The 19563-nt window shown below is 40.7% G+C and carries 17 protein-coding genes and 1 riboswitch; of the genes, 15 read left to right on the top strand and 2 right to left on the bottom strand.

The genetic code is table 11. The features are described from left to right. The first annotated feature begins 118 nt into the window (after nt 1–118). From HZL42_RS06075 to HZL42_RS06005, 15 genes are all read left to right on the top strand, one after another. Nucleotides 119–523 carry a helix-turn-helix domain-containing protein gene (locus tag HZL42_RS06075; RefSeq protein ID WP_219282694.1) on the top strand — a complete coding sequence of 135 codons (405 nt, stop codon included), beginning with the start codon at nt 119–121 and terminating at the stop codon, nt 521–523. An 86-nt stretch (nt 524–609) separates the two neighbouring features. Beyond that, nucleotides 610–1245: a 3-hexulose-6-phosphate synthase gene (gene hxlA, locus HZL42_RS06070; protein ID WP_219282693.1), complete on the top strand. Its 636-nt coding sequence runs from the start codon at nt 610–612 to the stop codon at nt 1243–1245. Nucleotides 1246–1247: 2 nt separating this feature from the next. Beyond that, nucleotides 1248–1784, top strand: a complete 537-nt coding sequence (gene hxlB / locus HZL42_RS06065; protein ID WP_219282692.1) for a 6-phospho-3-hexuloisomerase — start codon at nt 1248–1250, stop codon at nt 1782–1784. Between the two features lie 124 nt (nt 1785–1908). Further along, complete coding sequence (locus HZL42_RS06060; protein ID WP_219282691.1) at nt 1909–2268, top strand: hypothetical protein; 360 nt, start codon at nt 1909–1911, stop codon at nt 2266–2268. A gap of 89 nt (nt 2269–2357) precedes the next feature. Beyond that, nucleotides 2358–3206, top strand: a complete 849-nt coding sequence (locus tag HZL42_RS06055; RefSeq protein ID WP_219282690.1) for an aldo/keto reductase — start codon at nt 2358–2360, stop codon at nt 3204–3206. A gap of 10 nt (nt 3207–3216) precedes the next feature. Continuing rightward, nucleotides 3217–3606 (top strand): VOC family protein, encoded by a 390-nt coding sequence (locus HZL42_RS06050; protein WP_219282689.1) that lies wholly within the window; start codon nt 3217–3219, stop codon nt 3604–3606. Nucleotides 3607–3776: 170 nt separating this feature from the next. Then, complete coding sequence (locus tag HZL42_RS06045; protein WP_219282688.1) at nt 3777–5774, top strand: LPXTG cell wall anchor domain-containing protein; 1998 nt, start codon at nt 3777–3779, stop codon at nt 5772–5774. Nucleotides 5775–5994: 220 nt separating this feature from the next. Next, nucleotides 5995–9261 (top strand): hypothetical protein, encoded by a 3267-nt coding sequence (locus HZL42_RS06040; RefSeq protein WP_219282687.1) that lies wholly within the window; start codon nt 5995–5997, stop codon nt 9259–9261. A gap of 146 nt (nt 9262–9407) precedes the next feature. Then, complete coding sequence (locus HZL42_RS06035; RefSeq protein WP_219282686.1) at nt 9408–11972, top strand: LPXTG cell wall anchor domain-containing protein; 2565 nt, start codon at nt 9408–9410, stop codon at nt 11970–11972. 116 nt (nt 11973–12088) lie between these two features. Continuing rightward, a riboswitch (FMN riboswitch) is annotated at nt 12089–12234 on the top strand. Nucleotides 12235–12342: 108 nt separating this feature from the next. Then, entirely contained in the window at nt 12343–13392 is a 1050-nt protein-coding gene (ribD, locus tag HZL42_RS06030) for a bifunctional diaminohydroxyphosphoribosylaminopyrimidine deaminase/5-amino-6-(5-phosphoribosylamino)uracil reductase RibD (RefSeq protein ID WP_255552571.1), read from the top strand. Further along, nucleotides 13392–13982 (top strand): riboflavin synthase, encoded by a 591-nt coding sequence (locus HZL42_RS06025; RefSeq protein WP_219282685.1) that lies wholly within the window; start codon nt 13392–13394, stop codon nt 13980–13982. Before ribD ends, HZL42_RS06025 begins: the two co-directional genes overlap by 1 nt. 14 nt (nt 13983–13996) lie before the next feature. Then, nucleotides 13997–15181 carry a GTP cyclohydrolase II gene (ribA, locus tag HZL42_RS06020; protein ID WP_219282872.1) on the top strand — a complete coding sequence of 395 codons (1185 nt, stop codon included), beginning with the start codon at nt 13997–13999 and terminating at the stop codon, nt 15179–15181. Nucleotides 15182–15194: 13 nt separating this feature from the next. After that, nucleotides 15195–15665 (top strand): 6,7-dimethyl-8-ribityllumazine synthase, encoded by a 471-nt coding sequence (gene ribE, locus HZL42_RS06015; RefSeq protein ID WP_219282684.1) that lies wholly within the window; start codon nt 15195–15197, stop codon nt 15663–15665. Nucleotides 15666–15751: 86 nt separating this feature from the next. Beyond that, nucleotides 15752–16930 (top strand): DUF3290 family protein, encoded by a 1179-nt coding sequence (locus tag HZL42_RS09075; protein WP_370629299.1) that lies wholly within the window; start codon nt 15752–15754, stop codon nt 16928–16930. 146 nt (nt 16931–17076) lie between these two features. Next, nucleotides 17077–17934 carry a metallophosphoesterase gene (locus HZL42_RS06005; RefSeq protein ID WP_219282682.1) on the top strand — a complete coding sequence of 286 codons (858 nt, stop codon included), beginning with the start codon at nt 17077–17079 and terminating at the stop codon, nt 17932–17934. A 32-nt stretch (nt 17935–17966) separates the two neighbouring features. Here HZL42_RS06005 and pnuC read toward each other — a convergent pair whose 3' ends face one another. Together pnuC and HZL42_RS05995 are read right to left on the bottom strand one after the other, a co-directional pair. Next, nucleotides 17967–18773 (bottom strand): nicotinamide riboside transporter PnuC, encoded by an 807-nt coding sequence (pnuC, locus tag HZL42_RS06000; RefSeq protein WP_255552569.1) that lies wholly within the window; start codon nt 18771–18773, stop codon nt 17967–17969. Nucleotides 18774–18930: 157 nt separating this feature from the next. Further along, complete coding sequence (locus HZL42_RS05995) at nt 18931–19485, bottom strand: hypothetical protein (RefSeq protein ID WP_219282681.1); 555 nt, start codon at nt 19483–19485, stop codon at nt 18931–18933. Nucleotides 19486–19563 lie beyond the last annotated feature (78 nt).

Below are 19563 nucleotides of genomic sequence, written 5' to 3'. Positions count from 1 at the left end.
ATGGATCCTCCTAATTTAATTGATGGTTTAATCTTATAATTAATCATGGGTTCGGGGCAAAGATAATGAACTAAAAGCTAATTCAGCGTAAAATAGGTTATCCAAGGGGGAAAACGAGATGGAAACTGATATTCGACAAGACGTCCGCAATAAGATTCAATCTGGGAACTTTGACTGCGCTAAGGAGCTCACGCTTTCGATGTTTAGCGGTAAGCATAAAATGTACATCCTATGGGAACTACGGAATGGAGATGAGATTCACTTTAACCAATTCACCCGAATCATTCCCAACGTGAGTCGCAAGGTTTTAACCAATCAATTAAACGAGTTAATTCAAGATAGCATCATCGAAAAACGTGACTATAGTGAGGGCAAGGTGAAACGGGCGAGTTATAAACTCACTGCAATCGGGGCTAGTTTAATTCCAATTCTAACCATGATGTATGATTGGGGCGAAAAAAGAATTGACCAACTAAGGATTGACCCGGTTTATCAAACCAAGAATTTTCACCCAGACGTCTAGGTGGTTACCTAAAAGTAACTAATTGTTAGTAAGTAATTCATCTGATATTCTAATGTTAAATCAAAATTAATGGAGGAATTAATCAAATGAAATTACAACTAGCAATTGACTTAGAAGACGTGGATGGCGCAATTGAATTAATCAAAAAGACTAAGGATAGTGTCGACGTATTTGAATACGGGACCCCGTTAGTGATTAACTTTGGTCTTGAAGGCCTCAAGAAGATTCGTGCAACCTTCCCAGATATCACATTACTAGCTGATGTTAAGATCATGGATGTGGCATCTTATGAAGTGAGCCAAGCCTTTAAGTACGGTGCTGATATTACCACCATTTTAGCCGCTGCTGAAGACCAATCCATCAAGGATGCCGTTGAAGAAGCCCACAAGGATGGCAAGGAATTACTTGTTGATATGATTGGAATTCAAGACGTTGCTAAGCGGGCCCGTGAAATCGATGCCATGGGCGCTGATTACATTGCTACCCATACTGGTTATGATTTACAAGCATTGGGTCAAACCCCATTCGAAACGTTCCGGACGATTAAGGAAAACGTTAAGAACACAAAGACTGCTGTTGCTGGTGGAATTAAGATTGATACTGCTGAACAAATTATTGCAGAAAAGCCAGACCTATTAATCGTTGGTGGTGGGATTGCTACCGTTGATGATCCAACCCAGGCCGCTCGTGAAATCAAGGCCATGATTGAAAAGGGTGCGTAAAATTGGCAACTAGTTCATGGCAAACGGTAGTGGGCGAATTATCATCCGCTGACGTGTCCGTTAGTCCAGCTGCCCTAGCGTTAGTTCATTCCGCAAACCGGGTTTTCGTAGCCGGAGCAGGTCGCTCTGGGCTGGCGATTCAAGCGTTTGCAATGCGGCTTGGTCAACTGGGCAAGCCGGTCACCGTTGTGGGTGAGACCACGGCGCCCGCATTTACCGCTGCTGATTTATTGATTGTCGCATCGGGATCCGCTAGTACGCCCTCGATTGTGGCACTGGTCGAAAAGGCAACCAAACTGGGTGGACAGGGTTGGCTACTAACCGCCACTGCTGATAGCGATTTAGCCCGACTAGTGAATCACACGACCCTGCTACCAGGGAAGGGAAAGTTCACGAACCGGACCAACACGGTTCAGCCGATGGGATCGCTATTTGAACAGGCGGTGTGGCTGTTTGGGGATGCCTTTACCCTAGCTTACATGCACCAATATCAAATTACTGAATCTGAAATGCAAAAAAACCATGCTAATTTAGAATAACTACTGAATCCGTTGATTGTGAAATTGACGGATTTTATTATTAAAGGGTTAAGGATAAGCATATTTAAGCACCTCACAATCATTCCTTGTTATAATATATTTATAAGTAAAGGAATGATTATTAATGTACAAAGAAAAGGTAATTGAAAAAGTAGAAGAAGATTTTATGGACAAGCTCTACAACCAACAAAAGCCAAACACTGATAGTAGAATCGCCGTGACCCTGGCAAATGAAGAGTTTATTAATTTAGCAAAGGGAATTCATGCTGAATACGAAGATGATATTAGTCGTGAGGACTACGTTGCAGAGCTCGTTAAATTAGACTGTAACCATCCTAAGGGAATTTTTAACTTCGCAATTAACGTCGAAGAATACGGATATGTAGTGCCGGACTTTAAACAAAGTGCTGATAACACCAATTTGATGTTAACGCAATTTGGGGAAGCCCGTTACGGAACCCTTAAATTTGATAAGGGTGAATAATTAAAGCTAGCTTGATCTTAAATGGTCATTGGTTAGGACAAGGGCCGCATTCGCGGTCCTTTTTTATTACAACGATAGGGGGACTAGTGATGAAATCAATCGATTGGAATGGGGTTCAGATTCCAGCAATTGGGATGGGAACCTGGCACATGGGTAGTGATCAAAAGACCTACGCCCAGCAAAAGGCCACTCTTCAATATGGAATTGAACATGGAGCAACGGTGATTGATACTGCTGAACAATATGGTGAGGGAGATTCAGAACGCTTAGTGGGGGATGCGATTAGTGATTTTGACCGAAATCAATTATTCGTGATTTCTAAGTTTTATCCGTTTCACGCCGAACGTCAGCAGATGGAAAAAGCACTTGATAACAGTTTGCAACGCTTAGGGACTGATTATCTGGATCTTTATTTATACCATTGGCCGGGCAGGACTCCACTTGCTGAAGTGGTTGCGAACATGGAAGCAATGCAGCAAAGTGGCAAAATTAAGCACTGGGGCGTTTCAAACTTTGACCTCAGTGATATGCAATCGCTCTGGTCAGTCCCAGAGGGACAGAATGTGGCTGCTAACGAAGACTTGTACAACATTGGTTCGCGGGGGATTGATTATGACTTATTACCATGGCAACGGGATCACCAGATTCCGTTGATTGCTTATGCTCCAGTCGATGAAGCTGATAGTCGGGGACTCGACATCACTAAGCAACGGGCCTTGGTTGAAGTTGCTAATCGGCATTCTGCAACGCCCTTTCAAATTATGCTAGCGTGGTCAATTCGTGATGGCCAAACGATTGCGATTCCCCAAACCAGCAGCGAACAACACATGCAGGAAAATATTGATGCTGCTAAAATTGGGTTGACTAATGATGATTTGCAGTTGCTTGATTCAGCATTTCCCAAGCCCACTAGCAAACAATCACTTGATATCATTTAGGGGGAATTAAATGTTTAATATTGACCATGTGGATCACTTTGTTTTGACGGTTCAAGATATTGAAAAGAGTTGTCAATTTTACCATGAAGTTCTGGGAATGGAAGTGGTTGAATTTGCAAACGGTAATCGAAGGGCACTACGGTTCGGGTCAATGAAGATTAACCTTCATCAGACTGACCATGAGTTTGAACCAAAGGCGGCCGTTCCGACACCGGGGTCGGGCGACTTCTGTTTGATTACCAAAACAGCAATCAAGGATGTTATTGCGACTTTGAAGCAAAAACAAATTCCAATTATTGAAGGCCCAGAAACCAAGCATGGCGCCATGGGACCGATTGAATCAATCTATTTAAGGGATCCGGATAATAACTTAGTTGAAATTGCAAATTACAAACAATAATAAATTAAAATAACAGTCCTTACTTTTGTGAGGACTGTTGTTTTTTTTGAATGATTTATTTTGACGAATCAATTTTACATATAAAACATATATTTTTTACAATAAAAAGATTTACTTTTTTATTTTTATTGATTATACTTTAGCCAAACTAAAAAAGGATGTGACTGTCAATGTTAGTTAATAAGAATAAATATCGGAAGACTCAAGCGAAAAAAGTTTTACATAAGGTAAAGAAGCAGTGGATGATTATGGGCACGACTGCGTTAGCATTCTTAGCGGCCGGGGCAGCACCAGAGGTATTGGATAACCACAGCGTTAGCTTTGGGGTGGTGGCGAAGGCGGATACGGCTTCGCCAGCAACTAATGCGCCAGCAGCTACTACCTCAAGTAGTACCCCAACATCTGTCTCTACTAATGATGCTGGAAAGTTGCCAGCAACTAATAACGTTTCAGTTACTACTTCTGTTCCAACGGTGGCAACTAGCGTTACATCAAGCGTGAGTGTTAGTTCAGCTGAAGTTTCTACGACTACTACCACTGTAACTTCAAATGGAACCAAAACCACTAGTACCAGTACTACCACTACCACTTATGATTCTAAGGGGAGTAGCACCTCAACAACTAGTTCCAGTTCTAGTGCTACCTCTGATCCTTCATCAGATTCCAAATCAGTATCAACCACTAATTTAAGTTCTTACGATGCAACTGTATCTTTTGGTGAAACCGGCTCAGCTGGATCCAGTGCTAGTTACACCTATCATGCGGTGGCAAGCGCACCTTCATCAACTTATTCATATTCAGTTCCTACTTCTAATGGAGGAAGTTCCAATTCAAGCTTTAACTACGCGGTTGCTGTAACCTACGCAAACGATAGTAATGGTAATTCACCATTAACGTCTTCAGCAGCTAGCGAAGTGACAAGCTTGGTTTACTACTATAATGATTCAGTTAATAACCAAGTGACTTCATATAGTGTTCCAAGTGGCTCTGTAAGTAGCTTTGTGCTCTTTGCTAACGGCTTTTCAGTTGCTGCTTCTGATGGTAAATCTAGTGCAGCATCTGCATTACTATTTAGCTTACCATCTGACTTTCAAAGTTATAACTTTAAGAAGGGCGATGTGCTAAGGGTATCGTATGAACTTCCAAGTACAAGTTCAGCATTTAACGCTAGTTACTTAAACTCTGTAGATGATGCTACTACTCAATCATCCGTTAACTCATATTCAGTATCCACATCAGTAGCCCCATATTCAGCTACTGCATTTAGTGTTCCAGTTCAAGTTAGTTTTGCAACGACAAGTGGTAGCTCAGTTAGTGGTGCTACTAATGGTTACTTAACTGGTTCTAACTTCTACCCTGGAAACTCATTCGTACTTAGCCCTAGTTCGTTTGCTGGATATACCTATAGCGGTGCCAGTGCAGTCAGCGGAAACGTTGCAACTTCGGCCGGACAATTATTTGGAACATTGCCAGATAGTAGTTCAAAGAATAATACGGGTGTTAGTGGTCTTGTTCTTTATTACAAATCGGACACACCAACTAATGCTGGAACTAGCACTAGCACCAGCACTAGTACTTCAAATGAAACCTATGCTGCATCTACCTATGTAACTACGCCAGCTTCATCTACAACTACTACCTATGTAGTGGTTAGTTCCTCTGTATCAAATAGTGCAACCGCATCAAGTAGTGCATCCGCATCTTCGACGGCTTCTTCCGCAGCAAGTAGTGCATCTGCATCAAGCACTGCTGAAAGTAGTTCTAGCGCATCAGTAGTTTCTAGCTCTGATAGTAGTAGTGACTCATCGGCTGCTTCAGATGACAATGATACCGATACTGATAATGACACTGACAGCAGTGCAGACAGTAGTGCCGATGATGACACTAGTGATACTGATACTAATGATACCGATACTAATGATACCGGAGACACCACTGATACTGATGACAATGGAACTGGAAGTACTGCTACTACAAAGTCTGAAAGTAGCGATAAAGCAGGGGTTGCTACAACCACTCAAAAGAGTCAAAAAGCTTCATTTAAAAATGATGAATCTAAATTACCACAAACTGGTGAAAATAATTTCGCTAAGGGGGCCGCACTAGTTGGCCTAGCAGCAATCGCAGTTTCTGGATTACTATTTGGCCTTTATAAACGGCAAAAGTAAACTAATCTAAAGTTAATAAAAGTGGCCTTCTGATTTAATTCGGAAGGCCATTTTTATTTGGACTCATTATCTAAATATATGATTTGTTAATCCAATAAATGTTAATTTATGAAACTTTGGTGGCACATATCGATCGTTAATTTGATTAGATTGCGGTTCATAAAGTTTTACTTTTTTTTAAAAATAATTACAATTAATTGTGTAAAGGACGTGATATAAAATGATGGTTAATAAGTTCAAATATCGGAAAACAAAAGAAAGAAAAGTGTTACATAAGGTCAAAAAACAGTGGGTGGTTTTAGGTACTGCTGCACTAACGTTCTTAGCTGCTGAGACGGCACCGCAAGTGCTAGCAAACCACAGCTTAGTGGGGACTGAAGTGGTAGCAAAGGCCGCCACGAATGAACCCGAAAGTGCGACACCTTCTGTTTCAGACACTAATGCTATGCAAAACACTGCTAACTCTGGGACAGCTAGTGCTGCTAATGATTCTTCAACTACTACGGATTCAAAGTCGACAACTTCTAGTACTAATAGTTCAAGTGATACAACTTCTGCAAGTGCTAGTAATGATTCAAATACTTCAGGCGCGAATTCCAATGCTTCGGGATCAGATTCAAAGACTGATGCTGCCTCAAGTGGTGATAACTCCACCACGTCAAGTAGCGCTAATTCAACTGATTCCAGTTCAACCACTAGTGCGAACGATAGCAAGAGTGGGGATGAATCTACAACGAGTTCTACTTCCACGAATGCAAATGCTGACACCCAAAGTAGTGCGGCCACTCAGTTAGGCGCAACTGAGGATGGATTAGATTATCGGATGGGGCTAGATAGTACTCCAAACTCGAATGAAGCGACGAATGTGTCGTTGGTTGATAGTGCTCCTGCTGTTCTTTTTGGTGGTTCTACTTCTACTTCTACTTCTACTAGCGTAAATGATGATGATGGCTATACGAAATATAATGCTTCCTTTGTTTCGACAAACCAATATAAAAGTAGTGCTTATAACGCATATTTGACGATTAAAACTCAAACTATTAATTCAAATGGTTCAAGTTACTCATTTACAAATGCAATTGCATTCTCTAATAATAGTAGTTCATATTTTGAAGGTGACGTTTTAAGTAATATTTCTAACCTAACAATCAACTATGATGCAAATAACGGTAATAAAAATAGTCTCTCTATTTCTAATGATCAGTTAAGTAATTATGTTAGTTATATTAGTTCTACTTCTGATAGTAGTTTACAGTATCCAGTTAATAGTTCTAGTCTTTTTACAAGCAATGTATCAGCGATTCTCTTTAATTTACCTAGTGAATATTTAGATAATTTGGCAGTCGGGGGAACTTTATCTTTATCATTTGATGTTAATAATAAAGCACTTAATCCAAAATATATATCATCTTCAAACGAATCCGGTATGAGTTCACTTTTGATTAAAACTAGTTATAATACATTAAATGCTCCAATAAAGTTTAACTATCAGTATAATGGTGGTTCATTAACTAATAATCTTCCTACCTCTCAGTATCTAACTGGGGATAATATTTATCCAGGGAATACTTTTTCCGTTGCTGTACCATCTGTTGCTGGATATAAATTTGCTAGTGCTTCAGCTAATAATAATAACTTTGATAATATTAGTACTTCGACGACAGATTCTGGATCTTCTTATATTAACGGAACCTTTAATGCTTCATATAATGATTCTGGTGCTTACTATGCTCAGGGGGTAACGCTTACTTATGACCTTGATTCTTCTGTAACCGACACGTTTACCTACTACGATGCAGATAACAACAACTCGCAAGTATCTTCTGCCACCGTCAGTGGTTCTCCAGCATCTTCCTACAGCGTCGCAGTCCCTGCTGGTTATGAATTCGCAGATAGTAAATTCTCTAACTTCTCGTTTGGGACTTCAAACGCTAGTTACAATGTTTACCTTAAGCACCAAATCTTGCCATACTCTGATGGGACAAGTGGGGTTGATAGTGCCACTGAATCACAAACTTACACCAGAACGGTCAACTTTGTTGATGAAAAGGGTAGTACCGTAAGTGCGGCCTCATCATCAGCAGTGAACTTCACCAGAACGGCAACTTCATATGATGCGGTAACCCATAGCGTAACTAGCTATGGTAATTGGACTCCAGACAGTGCCAATTTCTCAGCAGCGCCAACTTCAATTGAGGGGTATACTTTGTCATCTGCAGATACATCCAGTGCTGATGCAACCACTGTCACTCCTGATGCTAACGGAAGTTCAACTTCTGTCTCAGTGACATTACACTACGTTAAGAATGCCACTCCTGCAGCCAGTAGCGTAACTGATACATTTACCTACTACGATGCCTCAACTGGCTCACAAGTGGGTTCAGCCTACTCAACTTCAGGTGAACCAAATAGCAATGTTGACACCAGTACCGTTAAATTAAACGTACCAAGCGGCTATGAATATGACTCAAGCAACGCTTCCAATGCATATCTAAATACATCGTTAGCATTTGGTAGCAGTGATAACAGTGGCTACAAGGTATACGTCACTGCTGAAGCTAAATCGACTACTGATACCTTCGTTTACGTTGATTCAGCAACTAAGGCAACCGTTGGATCATTTACTGCAACCGGAACCCAGGGAAGCTCGCTGGCTTCATCCGCAGTATCCGCTGCCGTGCCAGCTGGCTATGAACTAACCAGTGGGGCACTATCCAGTTCATACACATTGGGATCATCTAATGCAACCTACACTGTTTACGTTACCAAGCCAAGTGCTGCCCCTTCATCATCAACTAGCAGTTCCTCGTCATCAACCAGCAGTTCCTCAACTTCAACTGCTACGAGTAGTGTAGCCACTCCTACTTACGTAGTCAGCTATGTGCCTAGTTCGACAACGGTATTGGTTAGTTTGGTGAGTGCTAGCTCAGTTGCTAGTTCCAGTGCCTCAGTTGTAACTAGCTCTGCTTCTTCATCTTCATCAGTGGTTTCATCTTCTACTGCTCCATCATCATCTGCTTCCCGGAGCGTGGTTGCTAGTTACGCTCCTGTGACGATTCTCGTAACCAGTGATGATTCAGACAAGGGAACTACAACTAGTTCCAAGTCCAATAAGAAGACTACCACCAGCAAAAAGAAACCAGGTGGTACCACTTCAATTAAGGGTGCAAGGGATAAGTTTGCTAAGGAACAAGCTAAGAAGAAAAAGGCTAAACAGGAAGTTCAAGAAAAGAAGACTGCCAAGAAATACAGTGGCTATAAGGATGCTAATAAGCATGGTAAGCACGTTCAGGGTGCTAAAGCTAAATTTGGTCACCACTTCAAGGCTGTAAACAAATCTAAGCATTACCGTGTTAATGCTAGATACAATAAGGCTAAGTTACCACAAACTAGTGAAAATAGCGTTGCAAAACAAGCTTCATTAGTTGGGTTAACTGCACTTGCATTTTCTGGATTACTATTCGGATTATACAAGCGTCAAAAATAATTAACTAATTTAAAAGCACATCCATTCAATATTAATTTACTGAATGGGTGTTTTTTTGTGCCTTTTGGTGTCATTTGTTTTACAAATATTATAAAATCATATATAACAAAGTATGAAAGGATTGTGAATTAATTATGGCTAATAAAATGAGATATCGTAAAGTAAATGAAAAGAAAATATTACATAAAGTAAAGAAACAATGGGTTGTAATGGGAACTGCCGCTTTAGCATTACTAGCAGCTGGAGTTGCTCCAGAAGCTGCTCATGCTGATTCTAACAATTCTAGTTCTAATGGAGTCACAACTAATAGTGATAGCAACGCTACGATTGAGTCCACGAATCCGTCAAATGATGAGACTCCTCAATCAACGACTGCAAGTAGTGATGCAAGTGTACAATCTACTGCATCCAGTAGTGACACGCAAAGTGGTAGCGATTCCGCACAATCTACTGCCTCAAGTAGTGATACGCAAAGCAGTAGCGTTTCTGCTCAATCTGTTAGTGCTGATAGCGATACGCAAAGCAGTAATGACACCCAATCATTAACCACTGACAGTAGTGATACTCAAGCCAGTGATGATGATGGACTTTCCTACAAATTAGGGGCTGTTGAAACTACTGCTAGTGCTAGTTCTAGACCAACTGCTTCTACGGCAAGTAATATTTCACTAGTTGCAAGTAAACCCGCTAGCGCTAATACCTTGAGTGCGGTTCCATATATGTCAACTGATAGCAGTAATAACGTTAAGATTGGTTTCTCAGTTAGTGGTGATAATTCAGCTACTTACCATGCAACCGTTCAAACTTTTAATGACGGTCGTTTTAACGTTCCCACTGTAATTGAATATGCCTTAAGCAATGGGGTTGCACCAATTACAGGCATTAAAAACTTAGTTCAATACCGTGAAGTAGATGGATCGATTACGTCTTCTGCCGTAGATTCCGCTAGCTATGCCACCTTTGTTGCTAGTGCTTCATCAACTTCAAGTACCCCAGCATTGTTAGCAAGTAATGGTTCAGCAGTTACATCATTTGCAATTTTAACACTAAAGAATGGACCTTTATCAACCAGTAACAACGCTTACTATGGTGGCGACGATTTATGGTGGTCATTTGATCTAGTTACTAATTCAGCATTTAATGGGACTTCAACTCCCGGATACTTGGTTGCTGCTGGAACGACTTCATTGGTTCCAACTCAAATTAACTATCTTGACAATAATGGTAGTTCAGTCGCCAGTGCCCAGTACGTTACTGGTGATAATATTTATTCTGGAAACTCATATTCAGTTGCGATTGCAGCGCCTAGTGGATACACCCCTTACAGTGCTAGCAACAATGTTGGTGGTTCTGTTTCGATCTCAGGAGACACCACAAATAACACGTCACTTTCATTTTTAGCTACTGGTAGCAGCGTTCCAACAATCAATGTTTATTATAGTGCAAATCCTACCTCATCCAGTAGCTCTAGTAATAGTTCAGCAAGTTCTACTAACAGTTCTACTTCAACAAGCACTAGTACTTCTAGTAGTTCTACCAGCAGTTCTACTTCAACAAGTACCAGTACTTCCAGTAGCTCTACCAGTAGCACTTCGTCCTCATCCACAAGTTCGTCATCCAGTAGCTCATCCACGAGTTCTGCTACGACTTCTAGTTCGAGCTCATCAGCTAGTTCTAGTGCCAGCTCGTCATCTGCCAGCACTAATTCTTATGCTGTTTACACTTACAACTCATCCAGTTTACCAAGTGGTTTAAATGCTTCTGATTTGACCCGGGTATTCTACAAGTCATTTAGCTTGTACAATAACTCTGGTCAGGTTCTTAAGCAGGTTTCAGTCCCAGTTACTTACTATCGTTCCGCCGTTTATGAAAATGGATCGTTCAAGGGGTATGCACTCGACCGGAGTACTACCGCTACTGATAACACTCCAGTTGATTCAACGGGGAGTAACGATGCTGAATGGTTCACTAATGCTACTTCAGTTACGCAAAGTGACTTAATTAACAGATTTGGGAGTAATTATCAATTTGATATTCTAAGTAATTGGCAAGCAATTGTTAATGATTTAACTAATAACACAAATTCACTATTTGCTTACAAATCGGTAACTTATGCTAATGATAGTGCTTCAAGCAGCAGTGCCACATCAGCTAGCTCCTCAGCAACTTCTAGTGCCACTAGTTCATCAAGTACTACCAGCAGCTCCACTAGTTCATCAGATGCTTCAAGTACCACTAGTGATGCAACCGCTGCTACTAGTTCATCCGATGCAACTAGCACTTCAGATGACGCTAGTTCAGATAGTGCCACTGATACTACTAGTACGAGTGATGATGACACCACCGGTTCATCATCTGCCGATGATAGTACTACCACTAGTGATGATGATGCATCTGATTCTACCAATTCTAATGGCTCCACAAAGGTATTAGGAGCTAATAGTAAGCTTAAGAATGGTGATAGCTCTGATGACTCAGGTACTAATTCAAGCTCCACTAGTTCCAAGACTAGCTCAACAGATGGTACAGGAACCAGTGCTACCTCTAAGAATGGTAGTAGCAAAGACGCCAGTGCTTCTAAATCTAACAAGAAGAGTAAGTTACCACAAACCGGTGAAAATAATGACGTTCAAGCAGAAATTTTACTTGGGATGATCATGCTTTCATTCGCTGGAATCTTTGGTGGCCTTTACAGACGGAAAAGAAACTAATTAACATTCATTTTTAAAGGGTCGGCTCGATTTAATTCGGGGCGGCTTTTTATTTTGAGAACATTCTAGTTGCGATTTAACAGAAGCTATAATATACTTATTTTAAAGTTGAATAGCATATTCTTCGGGGCAGGGTGAAATTCCCGACCGACGGTGATAGGCAGTGAATGTCTAAAGTCCGTGACCTAGTTAGGGTTCCTAGCTAGTTGACTCAGTGCAAATCTGAGACCGACAGTGATAGTCTGGATGGGAGAAGAATTTAATCGGACACAATGAGTGGATGCTTTTTGTGTCATTAAAATTGGATTTAAAGGCCCTGTAGAATACTTTCTACAGGGCTTTTTTTGGGTCTAAAGGGGGAATAAAGAGCTTGAACGATGAACAAATAATGCGCTTAGCGATTACAGAAGCCGAAAAGGGCCGTTACCACACCTATCGCAATCCGTTGGTGGGGGCTGTAATCGTTAACGATAATCAAATCATAGCGACTGGCTATCACAGACGTTATGGTGATAAGCATGCTGAACGAATGGCAATTGATAACTGTAAAACCCCCGAAAAACTAAAAAATTCAACTTTATACGTCACTCTTGAACCGTGTGCGCACTTTGGTAAACAGCCACCGTGTGTAAATGCAGTGATTGAAAGTGGCATTCAAAAAGTGGTCGTGGGTCAGTTCGATCCGAACCCACTTGTGCATGGAAAGGGAATTCAAATTCTTAAGGACCATGGGATTGAAGTGGTCGGACCTGTCTTGGAATCAGCAAGCCGGGCGTTAAATGAACACTACAATTTCTTTTATCAACACCACCGGCCGTTCGTTACATTAAAGCAGGCAATTAGCATGAACGGCCAGATCACCGCTGCTCCTGACCAACGGACAGCGGTGACCGCAAACGAAGTGAATCAATTAGTTCATCACGAACGAATGGATTACCAAGCAATTTTAGTGGGAGCGCAGACCGTGATGGTTGATGACCCATTATTGTTACCAAGTGGTGAGGTTGATTTCCCACCCACCAGAATCATTCTAGATCGTGGTGGACGATTAAAAAATTATTTAGAGAATCAAATTTTTAAAACGGCCGGGCCAGTAGTGATTTTTTCAGATCAGCTGGCTGACGTTACGCTACCTGAACACGTGCAGGTGGTTAAACCAGCCGATTTTGAAATTAAAACAATTACTAAGACAATTGGTGAATTAGGCATCCAATCGATCTACGTTGAAGGGGGCCAACACGTTAACTCTCAGTTTTTAAATGCTGGTGAATACGATGAAATGATTACCTACGTTGCGCCGAAGTTATTTCCAAAAGCGGGATTACCAATGGTGCATTTAGATCATTCCGTTGCCCTCCGGTTTAAAAGCGTTGAGCAGGTAGGACCTGATTTACGAATTGTTAGCGAGCAGGTGAAATAATGTTTACTGGATTAATTCATGGAACTGGGACGGTACAAAGGTTTAACCGAACTGGCGATAGCGTTAAATTAACGATTAGAGTTAATGATTCACAAATATTAGATGGGTACCGAATTGGCGACAGCCTGGCGGTGGATGGCATTTGTCTAACCGCAACCAATGTGGTAGCAGACCAGTTTGACTTAGATGTAATGCCCGCAACCTTTAATAAAACAACGATGAATAATTGGCGAATCGGGAAAGTCGTCAATTTAGAACGGGCGTTGCTAGTGAGCGAACGCTTTGAGGGCCACATTGTATCTGGGCATGTCGATGGAGTGGGGCGCCTCTTAAAAAGAATGCCGCTGGGAAATGCAATTCTTTACCAATTTACGTTTCCAGCTGAATTAGCATACGGAATCGTTGCACAGGGTTCGATTGCTATTAACGGCATTAGCCTGACGATTCAAAAGTGCACTCCGGCCACTTTTACGGTATCACTAATTCCACATACGGCTGATAATACCAATCTTGCAACGGTGTTAAATGGTGAATTTGTAAATCTGGAAACTGATATTTTAAGTAAGTATGTTAACCGAATCATGGGATAGAAGGGTTGGTTGTAATAATGACAAATGTAAAACAAGCAATTGAGGACCTCAAGAACGGTAAGTTAATTGTGCTGATTGATGATGATGACCGTGAGGCTGAGGGGGATTTGGTCGGACTGGCTAAAGATGCCACTCCTGAAAACATCAACTTCGTGATTAAAAACGCACGGGGATTGATTTGTGTGCCAGTTACTGGTGATAAGGCTGACCGTTTAAACTTTAAACCAATGGCTGCTGATGGCAGTGAAGATGCTTTTGGCACCGCCTTCTTAACCGGGGTTGACCATAAACAAACCACGACCGGCATTTCTGCCTATGATCGAAGCATTACAATCCAAGCAATTGGTAGTGACACCGCCCAGCCGAATGATTTTTACAAGCCCGGACACGTTTTTCCGCTTCGGGCCCGGCAAAACGGTTTAGCGGAACGACAGGGCCATACTGAAGCATCGATTGAGTTAGCGCAACTAGCAGGAACCGACGCTGCATACATCTGTGAAATTGTTGATGATGATGGACACATGGCTAGAAAACACCGGTTGTTCCAGAAGGCAACTGAATGGGGGTTAACCGCAATTACGATTGCTGACTTAATTAGCTACCTGCACCAAGACGTAGTTGAACCAACCGTGACGGTTAATTTACCCAATCAGTATGGCGATTTTAAGCTAAGCCTATTCAATAAGTATGATGGCAAGGACCACCTCGCATTAACTTACGGTGATTTAAGTCAACCTAGCGATAAGGTTCCGTTGATCCGGGTTCATTCTGAATGTTTAACTGGAGATGTCTTGGGTTCACACCGGTGTGATTGTGGGGAACAGTTAGATCAAGCGATGAAGGAAATTGCTGACTACGGTTACGGTGCGGTGATTTATCTGCGGCAGGAAGGGCGTGGAATTGGGTTAGCCAATAAGTTAATGGCTTACCAATTACAAGAAGCCGGCCTGGATACGGTGGATGCGAACCTCGAACTTGGATTTGAGGCGGACGAACGGAATTACGACGTTGCGGCAAAAATCTTAAAATTCTTTGGATGGGACCAAGTTAAGTTATTAACCAATAATCCAGAAAAGGACTCCCAATTGGAAGCCGACGGGATTCAAATTGTGGAACGACTCCCGCTAATCGTTAACGTCTATCCAGAAAATAAAAACTACTTAAAAACAAAGCGGGAACGCTTTAACCACGCACTATAAAGGAGATTAAACAATGAATATTCATGAAGGACAATTTGAAGGTAAAAACAAGAAGGTCGCAATTGTAATCGCTCGGTTTAATGACGCGATTACTTCGAATCTATTGGGTGGGGCCCGCGATAACCTATTACGACATGGCGTTGCCGACCAAGATATTTATGTTTACTGGGTTCCAGGAGCATTTGAAATTCCATTTGCAACCAAAAAGGTGGTCAGCTTAGGTCAATACGACGGAATAATTACGCTCGGGGCGGTTATTAGGGGGGCAACCAGCCACTACGAATTGGTAAGCGGTGAAGTGGCCAAGGGCGTTGCTCAAATTGAGTTAAACTCACCAATTCCAGTGATGTTTGGAGTCTTAACCACTGAAAACATTGAACAAGCAGTTGAAAGATCTGGAACTAAGGCTGGGAATAAGGGGTACGATGCAGCTCAAGGATTGTTAGAAATGATTTCATTGAATGAAAATAGTTTTAAGGCCTAAAAATATTTCCAATTGGGGTTATTTAGTATCAATTCATTTCACTTTTGGATTATAATAAAATTAAAATTTAATTTAAGAAGTGATTAATTATCAAATTTTATTCGTATCAATACTTAACCCAAAATTCACACCTATTGGATTACTTATTCATTGGAGTTGGATTATTAATTAGTGCCATTATTATTATAATTGGAATTAAATATTCTAAGGATCGCACTAACCTTAAATTTCGCAACATTTTAATTGTGATGTTTGCCTTTGCGGCAGCCGTGATCTGCCTAGAGATTGGTAAACTACAAAATCAGGCATCTACACAAAGTGATGCAACCCAAATTGCACGAATCATGCAAAAAATTAGTAAGGAAAAAGATGTTCCGCTCTCTGAGATTTATTCTAGTTCGCCAACGATTAGTAAGCAGCTAGTCTTAAAGGTGCATGATAAGTACTACGAAGTGGATATTAATTCAACTACGGACGTTTATTCAACGAAGAAGGTACATCCATTTGCGAATAAAATTGAGTATGTCCAGCGGGGCGGATTGAACCTCAGCATTAGCGGAAGCCAGTATATTAATATTGCTGGAAAGCTTCTGATTGGTTTCTTAATGTTGGTATTTCAAATTAACCTGTCTGGAAAGGGCAATCTGGACCCTTCAAATGCTGTCGATGAACTCCAAAACTATGTATTAGGGGGAATTGTCGGTGGGACCGTCTTTAACCTCAGTATTTCAATTCTAGAGTTCATCGTTATTGTGCTGATTTGGACGATGATTATCTTTAGCAGTAAGGTTTTGATTAATTCGAGTGATTTCTTCAAGAACCTGATGAACGGAAGTCCGAAGGTCTTGATCAACAAGGGCCGGATTGACGTTGCGACCGCATTGCGGAGTGGCGTTTCAGCTAGTGATTTGGTATTTAAGCTCAATAATTCCGGGGTTACTGACCTCCAGCAGGTTAGTAAGGTCACCTTGGAACAAAACGGTGAGTTAAACATTAATAACTACCATGATACGACCACTAATCTACCAGTGATCACTGATGGGAACGTTAATGACGATGTCTTGGAACACATCAATAAGAGTCAGGAATGGTTAATGAACCTGTTAAAGCAACAACATCATGACATTAAAGATGTTTACCTAGGGCAAATTTTAAATGGCGATTTAGTGCTAACTTTGTATCCGAAGCAAAGCGCTACGTTGACTCAGTTCCTGCCAAATGAAATTATTCATTTGAAGGATGTGCTAACGGGGCATAAACAATAATTTGAAATGATGGTTATCCACATGTGGATAACCATCATTTTTAGTTATTACCAAAAAAATACATTCATTTTACTTTATTTATAAGTAAGAATGATAATCTTTTAGTGTGATAAACTTTTCTACTAAAAGAAGGAAGCGTGGATAAATTGCCATATAAAATAATTCAAATTAGCGATTCGCACCTCCATAATAGCAATGGTGTGAAGGAAATGCTCCAACAATTTAGTCCGAATGATAAATTACAGTTAGTATTTGATGATATTTATAAGCACCGCCTAGACTATAATGCATCACTGATTGTCATAACAGGTGATTTAATTCATGAAGGAAATAAACTAGATTACAAGCGTTTACGGAAGTATTTAAATAAGCAACGGGATCGGATTGGGGTGCCCATCTTTGTTACATTAGGAAATCATGACCGCACGGATGCATTTTTTACTGGCTATTTGAATGAACCGGCCCAAAACCATTATTACTATAAAGTGGGCTTGGCAGATTACGATATCTACTGCTTAGATACAACGTTTAAGGATTTACCACAGGGCTACTTAGACCGGCAGCAATTGGACTGGGTGAAAAAAGAACTCGCTGCTTCTGACAAACCGGCATTGATGTTTATGCACCATCCATCTGCGGGGGTGGTGTTGGACAACATGAACTTTAGTATCCTGCAAAATAGTGAGGAGCTCTATGATGTAATTCGCGGTCACCGAATTTTAGGGATATTTAGCGGACACGTTCATTTTCCAGCTTCATTCGTTAGGGATGGCGTTTTAAACGTAGTTTGCGATTCTACGGCTTACCACATTGACTGTCGAAATGACCATGATCATCTATACAAGGATTCTACTAGTTATAACATTATTAATATCGATCATGATAATGTAGGGGTTAGCAGCGTGTCATTAGTTAGTGATAATCGTTTTTCTGATAATGTGAATGGGCACATGAAGATTGCCAATACCAACTTTGTAGATCGGAAAATGTTTTCGAAGGCTTAAAAAAAGGATTCCATCGCGGAATCCCTTTTTAGTTATGATTCAATTTCTGTTTGTTGCTTTAGCTTTTGGTTCCATACATACCAACCAAAGAATGAGTTCACGTTGCAGGCAATAAATAGCATAATCATGATGGGGTTGAAACTAACCGTCCATAAAATAATCTCAAGGGTGTTACCGATAATCCAAAGGATGAACTGGCTACTACTGAACCGGCAAATTAACAGGATTTGGGCGATGACTTGAACAACCGTGCTGAGGGCATCAATCCATGGATGCGGATCCAAAGTCGGCGTGATTAGAGGGACCCGTTGTAAAAACATTGCTAGGATGACCCAACTAATTAGTACCGCAATCGTTAGTAACACCCAGCCCCGAGCCGAAAGTTCCTTGACTTGGACTTCGTTTTTATCACCAATCGGATGTTCAATATTTCGTTTATTCCAGGAATAAATGCCAATGAACTGGGAGATAAAGAAGTATGTATAGAGATAGACTTCACCATACAAGTGAGCGTTGAATGAAACGTAAACGTAGGTGATGTTGTTTAACATTCCCCAAAAGAAGTTCGTCATGTTCCCGTCTGAATCCAACACCACGCTCATGATGTTGGTGACCCCCGAAAATAAACTGACGATTCCAATGATGGTGAGGTCTGGGGCAATTGAAATCCGGTGATTATTGAAAATCAAAAACCATGAACAAACTTGCAGGATGAGCAGCACTACTAATTCAATTAACAGTGGTTTACGCATGTTTTTAATTGCCGAAACTAACTGATTTGGATGACTAGCTAACTGCCAACCAGACTTAAAAATATCCCATTTAGAACTTGTTACCATTACCAACACTTCCAATTTATGATGAATTTTTATGAATTTAAATAAGTGTATTCCTGATGTGGTAGGGTTGTCAATGAAATAATATACAGTATAAATGAACGGAAAGTCTGAATTGGAAGCAAAAACTGCTAATTAATTGTGAAAACAATGATTCAGATTAGTTAATATTACCATTGTATGGTCTGAATAATCCCCGGTAGTCCTGCTTACCAGTCGTTTTATTTTCATATGACCATATTGAAATTTGCTTGCTATTATGAACTTTGATTAAAACAGTTTCACCATCATCATGATTAAGAGTACTGTGTAATTCGTAGGATAGGCTCTTCTTATTATTATGGCTCTCTCCACCAGCGGTAACTTTGTAATAACCATGACCTATTGATTGATAGTGTGGGTAAATTGAAGCATCAACACCAGCATTTCCACCATTACCAACAAATTTTTTACTCTTGGTGTAGATAGCAGTAACAGGGTTAAAACCAGCTGTTTTGGACAACGGAGTGAATACTCGCGTGTAGTAATATTTGTTGGTCCGATACTTGGCAGGGGCCTTTATAAAGTCACTCCGCCAGGACGTAGATTTGCTAATTACCGGTGGAACACCAGTCTTCCAAGTTGCAGCATTAGCCTTAGTGGTGGTTAATAACGATAGGGTGCTAGCCATTAATAATAGAGTAGCAATTGATAAAGTAAGGTTTCTGAATTTCATATTGATTCCTCCTGAAATAATTTAAATACATTTTAAATGTAGAATCTGATTATGAAAATGTCAACCACCATTTGTTAA

The organism is Lactobacillus sp. Sy-1, assembly GCF_019303535.1.
In the GTDB taxonomy this organism is placed as follows: Bacteria; Bacillota; Bacilli; order Lactobacillales; family Lactobacillaceae; genus Nicoliella.
This window is presented reverse-complemented; position numbering and strand designations above follow the sequence as displayed.